At 31.4% G+C, this 17,734-nt stretch carries 29 protein-coding genes and 1 pseudogene; 29 read left to right on the top strand and 1 reads right to left on the bottom strand.

What is annotated here, in order from left to right:
* Positions 1-17: 17 nt before the first annotated feature.
* Positions 18-1,664 (bottom strand): amino acid permease, encoded by a 1,647-nt coding sequence (locus tag STABA_RS05340; protein ID WP_156007295.1) that lies wholly within the window; start codon positions 1,662-1,664, stop codon positions 18-20.
* A gap of 566 nt (positions 1,665-2,230) precedes the next feature.
* Between STABA_RS05340 and rpsJ the strand changes: the two genes are divergently transcribed.
* The 29 genes and pseudogenes from rpsJ to rplQ all read left to right on the top strand — a co-directional run bounded on the left by rpsJ (position 2,231) and on the right by rplQ (position 17,713).
* Entirely contained in the window at positions 2,231-2,539 is a 309-nt protein-coding gene (gene rpsJ, locus STABA_RS05335) for a 30S ribosomal protein S10 (protein ID WP_156007293.1), read from the top strand.
* Positions 2,540-2,598: 59 nt separating this feature from the next.
* Positions 2,599-3,318, top strand: a complete 720-nt coding sequence (gene rplC, locus STABA_RS05330) for a 50S ribosomal protein L3 (RefSeq protein ID WP_156007291.1) — start codon at positions 2,599-2,601, stop codon at positions 3,316-3,318.
* Positions 3,319-3,334: 16 nt separating this feature from the next.
* Entirely contained in the window at positions 3,335-3,961 is a 627-nt protein-coding gene (gene rplD, locus STABA_RS05325) for a 50S ribosomal protein L4 (protein WP_156007289.1), read from the top strand.
* Positions 3,961-4,245, top strand: coding sequence for a 50S ribosomal protein L23 (gene rplW / locus STABA_RS05320; protein WP_156007287.1), 285 nt, complete (start codon positions 3,961-3,963; stop codon positions 4,243-4,245). Before rplD ends, rplW begins: the two co-directional genes overlap by 1 nt.
* A gap of 58 nt (positions 4,246-4,303) precedes the next feature.
* Positions 4,304-5,146, top strand: a complete 843-nt coding sequence (gene rplB / locus STABA_RS05315) for a 50S ribosomal protein L2 (protein WP_156007285.1) — start codon at positions 4,304-4,306, stop codon at positions 5,144-5,146.
* 16 nt (positions 5,147-5,162) lie between these two features.
* Positions 5,163-5,432: a 30S ribosomal protein S19 gene (gene rpsS, locus STABA_RS05310; RefSeq protein WP_156007283.1), complete on the top strand. Its 270-nt coding sequence runs from the start codon at positions 5,163-5,165 to the stop codon at positions 5,430-5,432.
* A gap of 25 nt (positions 5,433-5,457) precedes the next feature.
* Complete coding sequence (gene rplV / locus STABA_RS05305; protein ID WP_156007281.1) at positions 5,458-5,793, top strand: 50S ribosomal protein L22; 336 nt, start codon at positions 5,458-5,460, stop codon at positions 5,791-5,793.
* Positions 5,794-5,807: 14 nt separating this feature from the next.
* Positions 5,808-6,527, top strand: coding sequence for a 30S ribosomal protein S3 (gene rpsC / locus STABA_RS05300; protein WP_156007279.1), 720 nt, complete (start codon positions 5,808-5,810; stop codon positions 6,525-6,527).
* 2 nt (positions 6,528-6,529) lie between these two features.
* Complete coding sequence (gene rplP, locus STABA_RS05295) at positions 6,530-6,943, top strand: 50S ribosomal protein L16 (protein WP_156007276.1); 414 nt, start codon at positions 6,530-6,532, stop codon at positions 6,941-6,943.
* Positions 6,943-7,344 (top strand): annotated as a pseudogene (gene rpmC, locus STABA_RS06050) (50S ribosomal protein L29); the annotation flags it as partial. The gene rplP and the pseudogene rpmC, both read left to right, overlap by 1 nt.
* A gap of 681 nt (positions 7,345-8,025) precedes the next feature.
* On the top strand, positions 8,026-8,283 hold the full coding sequence (gene rpsQ / locus STABA_RS05285) for a 30S ribosomal protein S17 (RefSeq protein WP_156007274.1): 258 nt from the start codon (positions 8,026-8,028) through the stop codon (positions 8,281-8,283).
* 20 nt (positions 8,284-8,303) lie between these two features.
* A complete protein-coding gene (gene rplN / locus STABA_RS05280; protein ID WP_156007272.1) occupies positions 8,304-8,672 on the top strand; it encodes a 50S ribosomal protein L14 in 369 nt (122 codons plus the stop codon).
* A 10-nt stretch (positions 8,673-8,682) separates the two neighbouring features.
* Positions 8,683-9,000, top strand: a complete 318-nt coding sequence (rplX, locus tag STABA_RS05275) for a 50S ribosomal protein L24 (protein ID WP_156007270.1) — start codon at positions 8,683-8,685, stop codon at positions 8,998-9,000.
* A gap of 17 nt (positions 9,001-9,017) precedes the next feature.
* Positions 9,018-9,575, top strand: coding sequence for a 50S ribosomal protein L5 (rplE, locus tag STABA_RS05270; protein WP_156007268.1), 558 nt, complete (start codon positions 9,018-9,020; stop codon positions 9,573-9,575).
* 13 nt (positions 9,576-9,588) lie between these two features.
* On the top strand, positions 9,589-9,774 hold the full coding sequence (locus STABA_RS05265) for a type Z 30S ribosomal protein S14 (RefSeq protein ID WP_134298182.1): 186 nt from the start codon (positions 9,589-9,591) through the stop codon (positions 9,772-9,774).
* Between the two features lie 19 nt (positions 9,775-9,793).
* A complete protein-coding gene (gene rpsH / locus STABA_RS05260; protein ID WP_156007265.1) occupies positions 9,794-10,183 on the top strand; it encodes a 30S ribosomal protein S8 in 390 nt (129 codons plus the stop codon).
* 15 nt (positions 10,184-10,198) lie between these two features.
* Positions 10,199-10,738: a 50S ribosomal protein L6 gene (rplF, locus tag STABA_RS05255; protein ID WP_156007263.1), complete on the top strand. Its 540-nt coding sequence runs from the start codon at positions 10,199-10,201 to the stop codon at positions 10,736-10,738.
* A gap of 23 nt (positions 10,739-10,761) precedes the next feature.
* Complete coding sequence (gene rplR / locus STABA_RS05250; protein ID WP_156007261.1) at positions 10,762-11,106, top strand: 50S ribosomal protein L18; 345 nt, start codon at positions 10,762-10,764, stop codon at positions 11,104-11,106.
* An 18-nt stretch (positions 11,107-11,124) separates the two neighbouring features.
* Complete coding sequence (gene rpsE, locus STABA_RS05245) at positions 11,125-11,829, top strand: 30S ribosomal protein S5 (RefSeq protein ID WP_156007259.1); 705 nt, start codon at positions 11,125-11,127, stop codon at positions 11,827-11,829.
* A 16-nt stretch (positions 11,830-11,845) separates the two neighbouring features.
* Positions 11,846-12,283, top strand: a complete 438-nt coding sequence (gene rplO, locus STABA_RS05240) for a 50S ribosomal protein L15 (RefSeq protein ID WP_156007257.1) — start codon at positions 11,846-11,848, stop codon at positions 12,281-12,283.
* A gap of 13 nt (positions 12,284-12,296) precedes the next feature.
* A complete protein-coding gene (secY, locus tag STABA_RS05235) occupies positions 12,297-13,721 on the top strand; it encodes a preprotein translocase subunit SecY (protein WP_211360481.1) in 1,425 nt (474 codons plus the stop codon).
* A 19-nt stretch (positions 13,722-13,740) separates the two neighbouring features.
* Positions 13,741-14,382 carry an adenylate kinase gene (locus STABA_RS05230; RefSeq protein WP_156007253.1) on the top strand — a complete coding sequence of 214 codons (642 nt, stop codon included), beginning with the start codon at positions 13,741-13,743 and terminating at the stop codon, positions 14,380-14,382.
* Positions 14,382-15,152 (top strand): type I methionyl aminopeptidase, encoded by a 771-nt coding sequence (gene map, locus STABA_RS05225; protein ID WP_156007251.1) that lies wholly within the window; start codon positions 14,382-14,384, stop codon positions 15,150-15,152. Before STABA_RS05230 ends, map begins: the two co-directional genes overlap by 1 nt.
* 3 nt (positions 15,153-15,155) lie before the next feature.
* Positions 15,156-15,383, top strand: coding sequence for a translation initiation factor IF-1 (infA, locus tag STABA_RS05220; protein ID WP_156007249.1), 228 nt, complete (start codon positions 15,156-15,158; stop codon positions 15,381-15,383).
* Positions 15,384-15,432: 49 nt separating this feature from the next.
* Entirely contained in the window at positions 15,433-15,546 is a 114-nt protein-coding gene (rpmJ, locus tag STABA_RS05215; protein ID WP_156007247.1) for a 50S ribosomal protein L36, read from the top strand.
* A 51-nt stretch (positions 15,547-15,597) separates the two neighbouring features.
* Positions 15,598-15,963, top strand: a complete 366-nt coding sequence (gene rpsM / locus STABA_RS05210; RefSeq protein WP_156007245.1) for a 30S ribosomal protein S13 — start codon at positions 15,598-15,600, stop codon at positions 15,961-15,963.
* 19 nt (positions 15,964-15,982) lie between these two features.
* The gene (gene rpsK / locus STABA_RS05205; RefSeq protein ID WP_156007243.1) at positions 15,983-16,378 is read left to right on the top strand and encodes a 30S ribosomal protein S11; all 396 of its coding nucleotides are present in this window, start codon (positions 15,983-15,985) and stop codon (positions 16,376-16,378) included.
* A gap of 5 nt (positions 16,379-16,383) precedes the next feature.
* Complete coding sequence (locus STABA_RS05200) at positions 16,384-17,337, top strand: DNA-directed RNA polymerase subunit alpha (RefSeq protein WP_156007241.1); 954 nt, start codon at positions 16,384-16,386, stop codon at positions 17,335-17,337.
* A 16-nt stretch (positions 17,338-17,353) separates the two neighbouring features.
* Positions 17,354-17,713 (top strand): 50S ribosomal protein L17, encoded by a 360-nt coding sequence (rplQ, locus tag STABA_RS05195; protein ID WP_069117015.1) that lies wholly within the window; start codon positions 17,354-17,356, stop codon positions 17,711-17,713.
* The last annotated feature ends 21 nt before the right edge of the window (positions 17,714-17,734 follow it).

Genomic DNA, 17,734 nt, shown 5'->3' with positions numbered 1-17,734 from the left:
TCTTTAAAAGAATGGTTTTAATTTTTTAATTTATCATAAAAGTTTTTATGTTTAATTTTATATTCTTGTATAGCTTTAGTTTTATCATATTTTTTTGTTCAGTTTTTAGGATTAATTTTTAAAACAAAATCGTTTTCATCAATATTGACTTTAGAAATTCTTATCTCATTAATTAAATATGCTAATAAAAGCAAAAAGGAAAAGATTATAACAAATAGTGGCTGAAGAATTTGACCAATATCGTTTAATGTAAATTTTTTGAAAATATCATAATAGATATATAATAAGAATCCTGTCATGATTGTTGAAGCGATTATATTATAATAGACACTTCCTTTGACATTTAATACATCATCAACTTTTTTGGTTTTGTGATTCATAAGTGCAGCTAGCATTAACGCAAGATATGTTGTGAATGCCATTACTACAACTGAATCTGAAATTTTATCAATTAAAAAGGTAACCGCTTGTCCTACATAATAATAGGAAGAAAGTGGATCTAAACGATTAATTGAATCACGATAAATTAATCATGAAATTGTTGATATTACTATTAATACTACAGAAATTAGTACTGAATTAATGTATCCACTCATACGATAAGAAATCATATCATTACCTTTTTTATAATAAACTAGTTGAACTCCATTATTATCAGTTGTACTAGATAAGTTTATAACACCAAAACTTGAAAACCCAGCAACTGATCCTAGTACTACAAATGCAATTAATAATTTACACAATAAAGCCCCGGTTTTGGAAAGAAGTGCAGATATTAGCGAAAATGAATCAGCATCAGTTGTTCCAAAGTACAATGCAACAGCAAATGTTACATTAACTGCAACAACCAAGATTACACCAACTACTTGACCAAAAACAAGCATTCTTTTATGAGTTATTTCTTTTTCAATACTTGATCCATACATAAATCCATCTAATTCAAATAATAGCATAGGAATAACTAAGATGAAGTAGCTTAGCTTCCATTGATTAGTATTATTCTCAACAAATGCTGTTGTACTTAAGTGGAACTTGGCATAAATACCAAGCCCAATTACAAATAATAATGGTACAAATTTTAAATTATTAAAAAAGATATGAAAATATTTAAATCAACTATTTGAAGCATGACCATTAGAAATACACATAAAAAAGATTATTATTACAGCTATAAATATTATCAAAAATGCTTCTAAATCAGGATTTATTCAAGCTGTATTTCCATAATAGTCATCAATAACTCTAAATACATAGTAAGAAACTGTTATTGAAATTAATCCTACATAAACTGGAATGTAAATTATGCAGTAAAATAATGAAAATAAGCTTCCTGTTCTTCTTCCAATAAATGTCTCTGCAAATGAAGTATGCGTGTGATAGCGGTTTTTGGCACTCGTGGCTAGTTCGATAAAAACAAACACCATAGAAACACCAACAAAAGCCATTATAAACAAAACTATTATAACAATGTAGGGGTTATGAGCAGCAAGTAAAGCTTGCTTACTCTTTAAATAAATTCCAACACCAATAGAATTTCCAAACACGATTGAAAAAACTCTTCAAAAGTCAAAAGCAGCTGACTTTCTCGTCTTTTTGTTATTAAGCTGGCTATAAAGTTTTTGTGTTGGGTCTATTCTAACACTATCTTTATTTTTGTTTTCCATTTCTTAATTCCTTTCTTTTCAATAATTGATAAAAAAATAAAAAAAATATAAATTTAATAGTTATTAAATTTATATTTACTTTTAAATATTATTTTGTTTTAAAGTATTACTTTTTAAAAAGTAGCATTATGCAAAACTAAAAAACCCAAAAAACATTCAAAAGTAAATATACCTGTAGTTTTGGCTGTCATAGCTTTTCTAGTGGTTAAAGATAATATTTGCATAGCGCTTCTCCGATCTATTTTTTATCAATTTAAAATAGGTAGGTTTTAATATATCTAAAATTAGATCATTAAACTTACACTTTTTAATTATAGCATTTTAAAAAATATTATTTAAACCCAAATTAGACGTTTTTAACATATCACAAAAACTATTTTTTTGTTGTAAAAAAACATAGTATTAATGGGAGTATAACAGTATAAAATTATGTAGTATTATATGAAAATATTTTTCAAATTATGTTGAATTGTTAGAATCTTTGTGTAATAATAATTTGGCATGTATATTTTGTGGTTATTAGACAACACACAGGAAGCGGTTGTCATTGTGTAAGGAGGATGCAAATGGCTCAACAAAAAATAAAAATCAAATTAAAAGGTTACGATCACGCTATTGTTGATCAATCAATTGCTAAAATAATTGAAGCAGCTGAATCTACTGGAGCTAAAGTTCGTGGACCTATTCCATTACCAACAGAAAAACAAATTATTACAATATTGAGAGCTACTCATAAATACAAAGATAGTAGAGAGCAGTTCGAAATGAGAACACACAAAAGAATACTAGAAATCATCGAACCAACACCAAAAACAATGGATTCATTAACAAGAGTTCAGTTACCAACAGGTGTAAACATCGAAATAAAATTATAGGATTTAACAAAGTATACATGATTATCATTTTATATTAATAACACAGGAGGAAATATCGTATGAAAGGAATCTTAGGACGTAAGTTAGAGATGACACAAGTTTTTAGTGAACGTGGTTCTCTTATCCCTGTGACTGTTATTGAAGTTGAAACTAATAAAGTTTTACAAGTAAAAACAGTTGAAAAAGACGGATATGTAGCAGTTAAGCTAGGAACTATTGATAAAAGAGCTAACTTAATCAATAAACCAGAAATGGGAGCTTTCAAAAAAGCAAATTCTGAACCTAAGCGCTTCGTTAAAGAAATCAGAGATATGGATGGATATGAAATTGGAGCCGAAATTAAGGCTGCCGACATATTCAGTGCTGGTCAATTTGTCGACGTTACAGGAGTTTCAAAAGGAAAAGGATTTGCAGGGTCAATTAAAAGACATAATTACTCAAGAGGACCAATGGGTCACGGTTCAGGATACCACCGTGGAGTTGGATCAATGGGAGCAATTATTAATAGAATCTTCAAATCAAAAAAAATGCCAGGTCATATGGGGCATGAAAAAGTAACAATTCAAAATCTTGAAATTATTAAAGTTGATAGTGAAAGAAATCTAGTTTTAATTAAAGGTTCAGTTCCAGGTCCAAGAAAAGGACTAGTTGTTATAAGAGAAAATGCTAAAGGTGCAAAAGAAACAACAGCAGTTGAATTACTTGCAAGAAATGTAAAAGAAAATGTAGCTCCTGCTGCTTCAGCACCAAAAGTTGAAGAAGCACCAGTTGCTGAATAATTGGAGGTAAAATAACATGAAAGCACAAGTTTTAGATGTTACTGGTTCATCAGTTAAAGAAATTACTTTAAATGACAAAGTATTTAATATAGAACCACACCAACAAGCAATTTTCGATACAGTTGTTTCACAACAAGCAGCATTAAGACAAGGAACAAGAAAAACAAAAACTAGAGCAGAAGTAAGAGGTGGGGGACGTAAACCTTGAAGACAAAAAGGTACAGGTCGTGCTCGTCAAGGATCAATTAGAGCTCCACAATGAAGAGGTGGGGGAATCGCATTTGGTCCTACACCAAATATAAATTACAAAAAAGCAGTTAATAGAAAAGTTAGACAACTTGCTATTAGAAGTGCTTTAAGCTTAAAAGCAAGAGAAGAAAATTTAGTAATTTTAGACAAATTCGCATTCTCAAAACCTTCAACAAAAGAAATGTTGAGTGTTATGAAAAATGTAAAAATTGATAATCAAAAAACTTTAATCGTGACAAAAGAACACGAAGAAGTAGTTGTTAAATCTGCAGGAAACATTCCTGGAGTAAAAACTTTGGATTTTCAAAAAATGAATATATTTGATTTACTTAATGCGTCAAAATTAGTTTTAACAGAAGATGCTGTAAATCGTATTGAGGAGGTGTATGCATAATGCATTTAACAGAAGTTATTAAAAAACCTTTATTAACTGAAAAATCATATGCAGGTCAACAAAATGGCGCATACACATTCATCGTTGATAAAAGATCAAACAAAGTTCAAATTAAAAAAGCATTCGAAGAAATCTTTCAAGTTAAAGTTAAGTCAGTAAGAACTGCAAACTATGATGGACAAGACAAAAGAATGGGAAGATTTGTTGGAAAAACAAACGCTTATAAAAAAGCAATCATTACTTTAAAAGATGGAGAAAAATTAGACATCTTATCAGACTTATAGAAAAGTACATGTGTACAAATTATTGTAAGTTAATAGAAAGGCGAAAAGGAAGAATATTATGCCAATTAAAAAGTATAAGCCTACGACTAATGGACGTAGAAATATGACAACTTTAGATTATAGCATTCTTACTACTTCTAAACCTGAATCTTCATTAACAGTTAAGGTTAACGAAAGAGCTGGAAGAAATAATCATGGTCAAATTACAACTCGCCATAAAGGTGGAGGGCACAAGCGTAAATATCGTATTATTGACTTTAAACGTAATAAACGCGATATCGCTGGAAAAATTGCCACTATTGAATATGACCCAAATAGAAATGCATTTATCTGTTTAATCCATTATATTGATGGAGAAAAACGTTACATCTTATTTGCAAAAGGAATGCAAGTAGGACAAGAAATAATTGCAAGTGAAACTGCAGATATCAAAGTTGGTAATGCAGCACCACTTAAAAATATTCCTGAAGGAACATTAATCCACAACGTTGAATTAAAACCAGGAAAAGGTGGACAAATCGCACGTAGTGCAGGAAGTTCAGTTCAAATCTTAGGTAAAGATGATGATGGAAAATATGTAATCGTAAGATTAGGTTCAGGTGAAGTTAGAAAAATACTTTCAGAATGTTATGCAACAATCGGAGAAGTAGGAAATGAAGAATATAGCTTGGTAAACTGAGGAAAAGCTGGAAGAAACCGTTGACGTGGAATAAGACCAACAGTTCGTGGTTCTGTAATGAACCCAATTGATCACCCTCACGGAGGGGGAGAAGGAAGAGCTTCAATTGGTCGTAAAGCTCCATTAACACCTTGAGGTAAAAAAGCTCTTGGAGTTAAAACTCGTGACACTAAAAAAGCTTCAAACAAATTGATTGTAAGAAGAAGAAATGCAACTAAATAAGGAGGGAATGTAATTTATGTCAAGATCACTTAAAAAAGGTCCTTTTGCAGATGACTACTTATTAAAAAAAGTAGAAGCATTAGGAAGCAAAAAAGAAAACATTAAAACTTGATCACGTAGATCTACAATCTTTCCTGAGTTTGTAGGTCACACATTTGGAGTTTATAACGGTAAAGAGTTCATTCCAGTTTATGTTACTGAAGATATGGTTGGCCACAAACTAGGAGAATTTTCACCAACACGTAAGTTTGGTGGACATGGTGATGATAAGAAAAAGAAAAAATAATCTTTAAAGGAAGTATTGAGAAAATATGGAAGCAAAAGCAAAATTATCAATGATTAGAATCTCACCAAGAAAAGTTAGACTAGTAGCCGACTCAATTAGAGCAAAAAAAATCTCAGAAGCAGTAGCAATATTACAAAACCAAGATAAAAGATCTTCAGAACCAGTATTAAAATTATTAAACTCAGCAGTTGCTAACGCAGTTAACAACAATGGTATGGAAGCTGACCAACTATTCGTAAAAACAATTTATGTTAACGAAGGACCAACATTAAAACGTTTTAGACCAAGAGCTCACGGAAGAGCGTATGAAATATTAAAAAGAACAAGTCACATTACAATTATTGTAAGTGACGGTAGATAGGAAGGAAGATTAGTATGGGACAAAAAGTATCTCCTAATGCAATGCGTATTGGAATTATCAGAACATGAGATAATAGATGATATGCAGAAAAAGGTGAGTATGTTAAATGATTACACCAAGACATTAAAATTAGAAAAGCTGTTTTGAAATTATTGAAAAACGGAGCTGTATCTAAAGTTGAAATTGAAAGAACACAAAAAGAAATTGTTCTTATTATCCGTACTGCTCGTCCAACTATCGTTCTAGGTCAAGAAAACAAAAATATCGATAATATTATTTTAACTGTTAGAAAAACTGTTAAAGACAAAAAAGCAGCAGTTAAAGTTAATGTATTAGAAATCAAAAATCCAGATGTTGATGCAAGATTAGTTGCACAATTTATTGGAGAACAAATTACAAATCGTGCATCATTTAGAACAGTTCAAAAATTAGCTATCAGAAAAGCACTAAAAGCTGGAGCAAAAGGAATTAAAACTAGTGTTTCAGGAAGACTTGGTGGAGTTGAAATGGCAAGAACTGAAGGTTATTTAGAAGGATCAGTGCCATTATCTACTTTAAGAAGTGATATTGATTATGCTTTATATGAAGCAAGAACTACATATGGTCAAATTGGAGTTAAAGTTTGAATTAACCATGGTGAAATTTTAGGTAAACCAGGACAACAAAAAAACCAAGACAAAGTTATAGCAGACAAAAAGTTTGATAGAAAACCACCGGTTAGGGGGGCTAGATAATTATGTTAATGCCTAAAAGAGTTAAATTCCGTCGTCCTCATAGAGTTAGTTATGAAGGAAAAGCTAAAGGTGGTAAATTCATTGCCTTTGGAGAATATGGATTAATGTCATTAGATGGAGCTTGAATTACTACAAGACAAATTGAAGCTGCTCGTATTGCTATGACTCGTTATATGAAACGTTTTGGAAAAGTTTGAATCAGAATTTTCCCACATATGGCAGTTACTAAAAAACCTTTAGAAGTACGTATGGGATCTGGGAAAGGTTCGCCAGAAGATTGAGTAGCAGTTGTAAAACAAGGACAATTTATGTTTGAAGTTGCAGGAGTTTCTGAAGAAGTTGCTCGTGAAGCTTTACGTCTTGCAATGCACAAATTACCAGTTCGATGCAAAATCGTTAAGAGAGGTGATGAATAATGTCTAAAGTAGCAGACCTTGTATTGGAATTAAGAGCAAAATCAGTAGCTGATTTAATTAAACAAAGTGAAGATCATAAAGCTGAATTATTTGCTTTAAGATTTCAAGCAGCAGTTGGAAGTTTAGAACAAACTCACAAAATTAACGCATTGAGAAAAAATATTGCACGTATTGAAACATTATTAGCAGAAAGAAAAAGAGCTGGAGAAGTAACAAAAAACATTGTTGTTAAACCAGACTATGCAAAAGCTGTTGACAATGCTGAACAAGCAGGAAAAGCAGTTAGAGCAAAACAAAGAGAAATGCTTGAAAAAATGCAACAAGAACAATATGGTCAAGGAAGTGTTAGTGATAATGCAATTGAAGCTGCTATGGCAGCTGCAGTTGAAGGAAACACAGAAGCATCAAGTGACAATAATGTTGAAGCAAAATCAAGTGCAAAACCTGCAGCTAAAAAAGCTGGTGCGTCAAAACCTGAAGCACCAGTTGAAGTTGTAGCAGAAGCTAAGGCTGTAGTAAAAGAAGTTAAAGCAAAAGCAAAAGAAGTTAAAGCTGAAAACAACTTAGAAAAAGCAGAAGAAAAAGTTTCTAAAGCAAAAGCAGAAGCAAAACCAGTTGCTGAAGCAAAAGCAAAAGTGGCAAAAGCAAAAGTAGCAGAAGCTAAAGCAGAAGTAGAAGAAGCACAAGTTGAAGTTAAAGTTGCAAAAGCAAAAGTTGCATCTAAAAAATCTTCATCAACATCTGTAGAAGAACCAAAACCTGTAGGAATTGGAAAACCAGCTGTAGCAACTAAAAAAGCCAAAGTAGCAGAAGCAAAAACTATTGAAGTTGAAGTAGGAGAAGCAAAAGCTACTGGTAAAGGTAAAGCAGCATTAGGTGAAGTTAAAACTAAAAAAATAAAAGTTGAAGCAGCTAAAGGTGAAGACATTGAAGCTATCGACTTAAAATTATCAAAAAAACCAAAAGACATTAAAACATACACTTATGGTTCAAATGCTGATGAAGCAAAAAAACAAATTGACGAAGCAAACAAAAAATTAGCAGCTAAAAAAGATACTAAAACAAAAGGAGCTAAATAGGTCATGGAAAGAAAATTAAGAAAAACCTACATTGGTAAAGTTGTTTCAGATAAGATGAACAAAACTATCACTGTATTAGTTGAAACTTACAAAAACCACCCAACATATAAAAAACGTGTTAAGTATTCTAAAAAATACAAAGCACATGATGAACAAGAAGTTGCCGGGATGGGTGACAAGGTAGAAATCATGGAAACACGTCCTTTAAGTAAAACTAAAAATTTTAGACTAATCAGAGTTGTTGAAAAATCAGTTATTTAATTAAGAAGAGGTAAATAAAAATGATCCAAAATGAATCAAGATTAAAAATCGCTGACAACTCAGGTGCAAAAGAAATTTTAGTTATTAGAAACTTAGGTGGAAGTGTAAGAAAATTTACAAATATTGGTGACATTGTTGTAGCTACTGTTAAAGCTGCTACTCCTGGTGGAGTTGTTAAAAAAGGTCAAGTTGTTAAAGCTGTTATTGTTAGAACTGTTAGAGGTTTAAGAAGAGCTGATGGTACATACATTAGATTTTCAGAAAATGCAGCAGTCATTGTAAAAGATGATAAGTCTCCAAGAGGGACACGTATTTTTGGTCCAATTGCAAGAGAAGTAAAGGATGCAGGATTTGCAAAAATCGCATCACTTGCTCCAGAAGTGTTGTAGGAGGTAATTTATGACTAAATCAAAAATCTTAAAAGGTGATGTAGTAAAAGTTATTGCCGGAAACCACAAAGGAACAATCGGACCAGTTAGAAAATTATCAAAAGATAAAAAAAGAGTTTGAGTTGAAGGTGTAAATGGAACTAAACACTTTAAACCAAGTCAAACAGACCAAGAAGGTGGAATTAGAGAAATTCCAGTTTCAATTAGCATTTCAAACGTAGCTATTCAAGATCCGAAAAACAAAGGAACTGGATCAAGAATTGCTTACAAAATCGTTGATGGGAAAAAATCTAGAATAGCCGTTAAATCAAAAGCGGATATTAAATAGGAAGGTAAAGGAAATTTATGGCAGCAAAAGCAAGTGTTAATAGATTAGAAAAACTTTACAAAGAAAAAATTATCCCAGAAATGTTAAAAGAAAAACAATATAAATCAATTATGCAAGTTCCAAAAATAATTAAAGTAGTTGTAAACCAAGGAGTTGGAGATGCTGTTGCAGATTCAAAAAGATTAGATGATGCAGTAGCAGAATTAGCCTTGATTACAGGACAAAAACCTTTAATAACTAAAGCTAAAAAATCATTAGCTGTGTTCAAATTGCGTGAAGGAATGTCAATTGGAGCAAAAGTTACTTTAAGAGGTAAAAAAATGTATGAATTCTTAGATAGATTAATTTCAGTTGCACTTCCACGTGTTCGTGACTTTAGAGGTGTACCTAAAAATAGTTTTGATAAACAAGGAAATTATTCATTAGGAATTAAAGAACAAATTATTTTCCCAGAAATTGATTACGATAAAGTAAAAAAAGTTCGTGGGATGAACATAACAATAGTTACAACAGCAACAAATAGAGAAGATGCATTTTCATTAATTCAAAAAATTGGAATGCCTTTCGTTAAGTAGGAGAACAAGAATAATGGCAAAAAAATCATTAAAAGTAAAACAAGCTAAAGTTCAGAAGTTTAAAGTTAGAGAATATACTCGTTGTGGTAACTGTGGTAGACCACATGCAGTTTTGAGAAAGTTTAACCTATGTCGTGTATGCTTTAGAGATTTAGCTTACAAAGGACAAATACCTGGTATTAAAAAAGCTTCATGATAGTGAAAGGAATTAGAGAAATATGACAACAGATGTAATAGCAGATATGCTTACTAGAATTAGAAATGCTAACCAAAGATTTCACAAAGAAGTAGTAATCCCTGGAAGCAAAATTAAACTAGAAATAGCAAATATCTTAAAAAGAGAAGGATTCATTGAAGACTTCAAAGTTTCAGAAGACTTTAAAAAAGAAATCACAATAAGTTTGAAATACAAGGGTAAATTAAGAGTAATTAAAGGGTTAAAAAGAATATCAAAACCAGGATTAAGAGTATACTTACAAGCTAACAAAATTCCAAATGTACTTAACGGGTTAGGAATCGCAATCGTATCTACTTCAAATGGAATCATGACAGATAAAGAAGCTCGCCTAAAAAATGCAGGTGGAGAAGTTCTTGCATTTGTTTGATAAGAAAGGAATAGAAATATGTCACGTATTGGAAACAGAATATTAGCTATTCCAGCCGGAGTAGAAGTTAAGATTGAAGGAAATGTTGTAACTATCAAAGGATCAAAAGGAGAATTAAGCCAAAAGGTTTCTCCATTAATTGAAGTTAAAGTTGAAGGTAGCGAATTAAAAACAATTCGTAAAAATGAACTTAAACACACAAAACAACTTCACGGGACAACAAACTCTTTATTAGAAGGAATGTTGACTGGAGTTAGCCAAGGATTTGTAAAAGAATTAGAAATCGTTGGGGTTGGTTATCGTGCTGCATTAGCAGGTAACAAAATTAATTTATCATTAGGATTTTCACACCCTGTAGAATATCAAATTCCACAAGGAATAAGTGTTGAAATTCCAAAACCAACTGAAATTAAAATTTCAGGAATTTGTAAACAATTAGTTGGACAAGTTGCTGCGCATATTAGAGGTTATAGAAGACCTGAACCATATAAAGGTAAAGGAATTAAATACAAAGGTGAAAAAATCATTAGAAAAGAAGGTAAAGCAGCTGGTAAATAGGCTGTTGCTAGGGAGAAGTAGTTATGAAGTACACTAAAGCAGAAGCAAGAAAAAGAAGACACTATAGAGTAAGAAATAAAGTATCTGGAACTAGTGAAAGACCAAGGCTGAATGTATTTAAATCAAACTCATACTTTTATGCGCAAATAATCGATGATACTAAAGGAGTTACTTTAGTAGAATCTTCATCAATCAAATTAAAAAAACCAAATAATATTGAAACTGCAAAAGCAGTTGCTAAAGACCTTGCTGAAAAAGCTAAAGCTAAAAAAATTAGTAATGTAGTATTTGATCGTGGGGGATATTTATTCCATGGTAAAGTAAAAGCGTTTGCAGATGCTGCAAAAGAAAACGGAATGAAATTCTAATTAAAGGAGATAAAGTAAATGGCAGAAGATAAAAAAGTTAATGCTGTAGAAGAAGCACCAAAACCTGAAAATACACCAAAAGAACAAGCTCCAGCTGCTGCTGGAAACCAAGCACCAAGAAGAGACAACAACTCAAGACCACCATTTGGAAAACCTGGAGAAAAACGTGAATTTAATAAAGGTCCACGTCGTGATAAAAATGGAAAATTTGGTAGAAATAAAGAAGACAATCCTTTTGAAGAGCAAGTTGTAACAATTAATCGTGTTACAAAAGTTACAAAAGGGGGAAGAAGATTTAGATTTGCTGCAGTTGTTGTTATAGGAGATAAAAAAGGTAGAGTTGGTCTAGGAACAGGAAAAGCAAATGAGGTTCCTGATGCAATTAAAAAAGCAATCAAAGAAGCAAGAAAATCATTAGTAAGAGTTCCAATCACAGGAACAACAGTTCCTCATGATGTTATTGGTCACTATGGTTCAGGTAGAGTTTTAATCAAACCAGCTAAAAAAGGTACTGGTGTTATTGCTGGGGGACCAGCTCGTGCAGTTATCGAATTGGCAGGAATTTCAGATGTTTATACAAAATCATTAGGTTCAAATACACCTATTAATATGATTAGAGCTACATTAGACGGTTTAAAAGAAATGCAAACAGCAGAACAAATAGCAAGATTAAGAGGCACAGCATTACCAACAGAAAAGAAAGTTGAAGCTAAAAAAGCTTAATAGGAGGAATTAGTTTATGAAATTACATGAATTACAAAGTACACCAGGTAGCAAAAAAAGCGCAACTCGTGTTGGTCGTGGGATGGCTTCAGGTAAAGGTAAAACTTCAACAAGAGGACACAAAGGACAAAACTCACGTTCTGGTGGTGGAGTTAGACCTGGATTTGAAGGAGGTCAAACTCCATTATTCAGAAGATTACCAAAAATTGGTTTTACAAGTTTAAATAGAAAAGAATTTGTTATCTTAAACTTAGATACAATTGAAAAATTAGGATTAACTGATGTTAATCACAAAACATTAATTGAAAAAAAATTCATTAAATCTGAAAAAACTTTAATAAAAGTGCTAGGAAATGGTAAAATTACAAAAGCAGTAAAAATTAAAGTTAATAAAGTATCAAAAAGCGCCCAAGAAGCAATCAAAGCAGCTGGGGGATCTATAGAGGTGATTTAGTTTGGCAGCAAAAATAACAAGAGCAGAAAAAAAAGCTCAAAAAGCCATCAAAAAAACTAAATATAAGAACGAATTCGCTAAAGGTAATTTCTTTGTAAGAAATAAAGATCTTGTAAAACGAATCGTTTTTACTTTAATAGTACTTGTTCTAATCAGAATGGGTTCACTATTAACTGTTCCAGGAATTGAACTAAATTCTGGGTTTAGTGACGCTGTTAATGGTCAAGAATTTTTCCAATTGTTATCAACACTTGGAGGGGGTTCAATTGGTCAATTTTCAATTTTGGCTTTAGGAGTTTCTCCTTATATTACAGCATCAATTATTGTACAACTTCTTTCAACTGATGTTATTCCAGTTTTAACTAGATGAAATAAATCAGGAGAAAGAGGAAGAAGAAAATTAGATAAATTGACAAAAGTTTTAACTGTTCCTTTTGCAATTATGCAATCAATTGCAACAATATTTACATTAACTTCTCAAAATAACCAATTAATTACAGCAAAATGAGAGACAGGAGCAGATGGTCAAGGACCAGCATGATTCTATTACATTTTAGTACCATTGGTTATGTTAGCAGGAACATTTTTAATGTTATGAGTTGCAGATCAAATTACAATTAAAGGAATAGGAAATGGTGTTTCTATAATTATTTTTGCAGGGATTGTTTCAAACATGCCTACAAACTTTATAAAAACATTTAGTTTCTGAATTAAAAAAGGTGATGACCCTTCAATTCTATTTGATGGAATCATGAAATTCTTAATTTATGTTACAGCTTATATATTTGTTATATTTATTGTTGTGTTGATGAATGAAGCTGAAAGAAAAGTTCCAATACAACAAACAGGATCCGGTCTGGTCGATACAAAAGAACACACGCCCTATCTGCCGTTGAAGTTAAACAATGCAGGGGTTATTCCAGTTATTTTTGCGTCGGCGATAATATCTACTCCGATTACAATTGCACAAATTGTTGGTCAAGATAGTGGGTTCTATAAATTTACTCAGAATTACTTATCGTTTGGAACTTGATGAGGTATTGGAATTTATGGAATAATGACATTATTATTCACATTCTTATATGCTCAAGTTCAAATTAATCCTGAAAAAATTGCAGAAAACTTCAAAAAATCAGGAACATTTATTCCCGGAATTAAACCAGGAAAAGATACAGAAAAATTCTTAACAGCTACAATAAATCGATTAAGTGTAATTGGAGCAACTTTCCTTGCAGGAATTGCTGTTTTACCTTACATTATCAGTAAATTAACTGCCTTGCCAAGCTCGCTTGCAATTGGAGGAACTGGATTGATCATTATTATTTCTGTTGCAATTCAAACAACTCAACAACTAAAAGGAAGATTAATTCAACAATCATTTATTGACAAAAAATCTGAAAAATTCTCAGATGAAAATTTAAATACTCACATTTGATAAGAAAGGCAAACAATAATTTATGAACATTCTTTTAATTGGTGCCCCAGGAAGTGGAAAAGGCACTGAATCAGAACTTTTGAGTAAAGAATATAATTTTACTCAATTATCAACAGGAGATCTATTTAGAACAAATATCTCTAATAAAACTAAATTAGGTCTTAAAGCCCAAGAATATATGACTAAGGGAATATATGTACCAGATGATGTTACAAACGATATGGTAAAAGACTATTTACAAACAAAAAACTCAGGATTAATTTTCGATGGATATCCTCGTACTTTAGATCAAGCAAAAGCTTTAGATCAAATGTTAAGTGATTTAAATCAAAAATTAGATTATGTTGTTCATATTGATGTAAAAGAAAGTGTTTTATTACAAAGGTTATCTGGTAGATTAGTTTGTGAAGTTTGTAAAAGAAGTTTTCATAAAATAAATCGTAAACCTAAAGTAGAAAATGTGTGTGACTTTGATGGTGGAAAATTGATCACCAGAGAAGATGACCAAGAAGATAAAATTAAAGTTAGATTAAAAGTATACAATGAACAAACATCTCCATTAATCAACTATTATAGAGAACAAAATAAATTAGTTGAAGTTGATGGAAATGTTAAGTCAGCAATTGATTTTCATAAAGAATTAGTAGAAGCGTTAAAACTATAATGTCAATTACTATAAAAAATCAAGATCAAATTAACAAAATGAGAGTTGCTGGCAAAGTTTTAAGTGAAGCTTTGTATAACTTAAAAAAAATGATAAAACCAGGTGTAAATTGCTTGGATTTAGATAAATATTTTATTGAATTTATCACAAAAAAAGGATGCCAAAGTAACTTCAAAAATTACTTTGGCTATCCTGCTCATATATGCATATCAATAAATGAGCAATTAATTCATGGAATTCCAAATAATCGTCTTATTCAAGATGGTGATATCGTATCAATTGATGCAGGATGTATATATCAAGATTATCATTCTGATTCTGCATTCACAGTAATTTGTGGACAAGCAAAAGACGAATTACATAGTAAACTAGTAGAAGTGACTGAAAGGTCACTTTACTTGGCGATTGAACAGGTAAGAGCTGGTGTGCGCATCGGAACCATTTCTTCTACTGTTCAACAATTTGTTGAAGAATATGGTTTTCAATTGCCAAAAGATTATACAGGACACGGAATTGGATTAGAAATGCATGAAGATCCTTTTATTCCTAATACAGGAATAAAAGAAACCGGAATGCGTCTAATTGAAGGAATGGCAATTTGTATTGAACCAATGGTACAAATTGGAACTGATAAAACCGTTGTTGGAAAAGATGATTGAACAGTATCATCAAAAGATAATAGCATGGCAGCTCATTTTGAGCATACTATTTTGGTTACAAATGGAGATCCAGAAATATTAACATTATATAAACCAAAGGAGGACAATTAATCTATGGCAAAAGAAGACTATTTAGAAGTTGATGGCATAGTGCAAGAGGTGTTGCCAAATGCTACATTTAAGGTGAAACTAGAAAATGAAATAGTTATTGATGCCCACGTGTCTGGTAAAATCCGTATGAATTACATTCGCATTTTACCAGGTGACAAAGTAACTGTTGCAATATCACCTTATGACCCTACACGTGGAAGAATTACATACCGTTTTAAAAACAGTAAATAAGTAATTATTTTTAAAAAATTAAATATACAAAAATCAGGAGGTTTAAAGGATGAAAGTAAGATCATCTGTCAAAAAAATATGTGATAAGTGTCGCATAATTAGACGTAAAGGCCGTGTAATGATTATTTGTGAACAACCAAAACATAAACAACGTCAAGGTTAATTTTAATTAAAACAAAATAAAAATTGAATTAATTTAGAAAGGAAAAGAGATATGGCTCGTATAAATGGGGTAGAAATACCTAATGAAAAAAGAGTAGTTATCGCTCTTACTTACATTTATGGTATTGGTTTATCAACATCACAAAAAATCTTAGAGGCAACTAAAGTTAGTGAAGATGTTAGAGTTAAAGATTTAACAGAAGAACAACAAAAATCTATTTCACAAGAAATTTCAAAATTCAAGACTGAAGGAGATTTAAGAAGAGAAACAGCATTGAACATTAAACGTTTAATGGAAATTGGAAGTTACAGAGGAATGAGACACAGAAAAGGACTACCAGTGCGTGGACAATCAACAAAACAAAATGCACGTACTAGAAAAGGTCCTAGAAAAACTGTAGCTAACAAGAAAAAATAGTTAGGAGAGTTAAAAATATATGGCAAACCCAAAACAAAATACTGCTAACCGTAAAAAAGTTAAGAAAAATATTGCTAAAGGTATCGCTCACATTCATGCCACTTTCAATAACACAATAGTAACTGTTTCTGATGAAAAAGGTAATGTTTTATCTTGATCAAGCGCCGGAGCTTTAGGATTTAAAGGTGGTAAAAAATCAACACCATATGCTGCACAAATGATTGCAGAAGCTGCTGGAAAAGGAGCAATGGAAAACGGAGTTAAAACTATACAAGTAGAAGTTAAAGGACCGGGACCAGGAAGAGATGCTGCTGTAAGAAGTTTACAGGGTATCGGACTAGAAATCACTTCAATTAATGACACTACACCAATACCTCATAACGGTGTACGTCCTAGAAAACGCCCAAGAGGATAAGAAACATGAGACAATTCGCTAGACCAGAATTTACTTTACTAAAAGAAGAAAATAACAAAAATTATGGGGAATTTAAAGTTGAACCTTTAGAAAGAGGATTTGGAATTACTTTAGGTAACGCAATCAGAAGAACTCTTTTAAGTTCAACGCCAGGAGCAGCAGTTTATGCAATTAAAATTGCAGGGGCGGCTCATGAATTTACATCAATAGAAGGTATTGTTGAAAACGTAAGTAGAATAATTTTAAATATAAAGCAATTAGCTTTGAGAATTGACAATAATATGTTTTCATTAGATGAAGTAGTAGAATTATCAATCAAAACTTCAGCAGTTGGACCTGTAAAAGCAGGAGATATAGAATTACCAACAGGAGTAGAAGTTGTTAATAAAGACTTAGTTTTATGTAATATCGCTGATGGTGGAGTATTAGATTTAACACTATTTGCAAAAAACTCAAGAGGATATAGATCATTTAAAGATAATAAAAAAGAAAAATTAACAGTTGATTCAATTACAATTGATTCAAATTATTCACCAATTATATCTGTTGCATACGATGTTGATGCTACAAAGATTGGTAAATCAGTAGATTTAGAAAAATTAATTTTAAAAGTTAAAACTGACGGAACAATTTCAGCAAGTGATGCTGTTGCAACTGCATCAAAAATTTTAGTAGAACATTTACATTTCTTTGTTAACTTAAATGAAGAAATTAATGAGTTAAACGTAATTGGTGTAACAAGCGAAGAAGACGAAAAAGAACTAGATAAATTAATTGAAGATTTAGACTTTACACAAAGAAGTTTAAATTGCTTAAAAAGAGCAAATATAAATACTCTACGTGATTTAGTTTCGCGTAGTGAAGATGATATTCAAGAAATTAGAAACTTGGGTAGAAAATCATTAAAAGAAATTAAAGATAAAGTTGTTCAATTAGGACTAACTTTTAAACAAGACTAGAAAGAGGTGTTAATGTATGTCATACATTCAAAAACAAGGTAAGAACACTGCTTGAAGAGTCGCTTTAATGAGAAACTTAACTACTGAACTAATTATTTCAGAAAAATTAGAAATCACTGAAACTAGAGCAAAAGAGTTAAGAAAGCACTTTGATAGTATGATTACTCTTGCAAAGCGTGGAGATTTACATGCTAGAAGACAAGCTGCAGCATGATTAAGACACATTAATGCAAGTGAAAAAGAAACTGCACTACAAAAATTATTCACCACTCTTGCAAAAAGATTTAAATCAAGAAACGGTGGGTACACACGTATTTTAAAATTAGATAATCGCCGTGGAGATAATGCTCCAATGTGTATTATTGAATTAGTTTAATAAAAAAATGACCAAATTAAT

Source organism: Spiroplasma tabanidicola (assembly GCF_009730595.1).
GTDB lineage: Bacteria > Bacillota_I > Bacilli_A > Mycoplasmatales > Mycoplasmataceae > Spiroplasma_A > Spiroplasma_A tabanidicola.
Note: the sequence above shows the minus strand (reverse complement) of the source record. Positions and strands in the feature narration are given on the sequence as shown.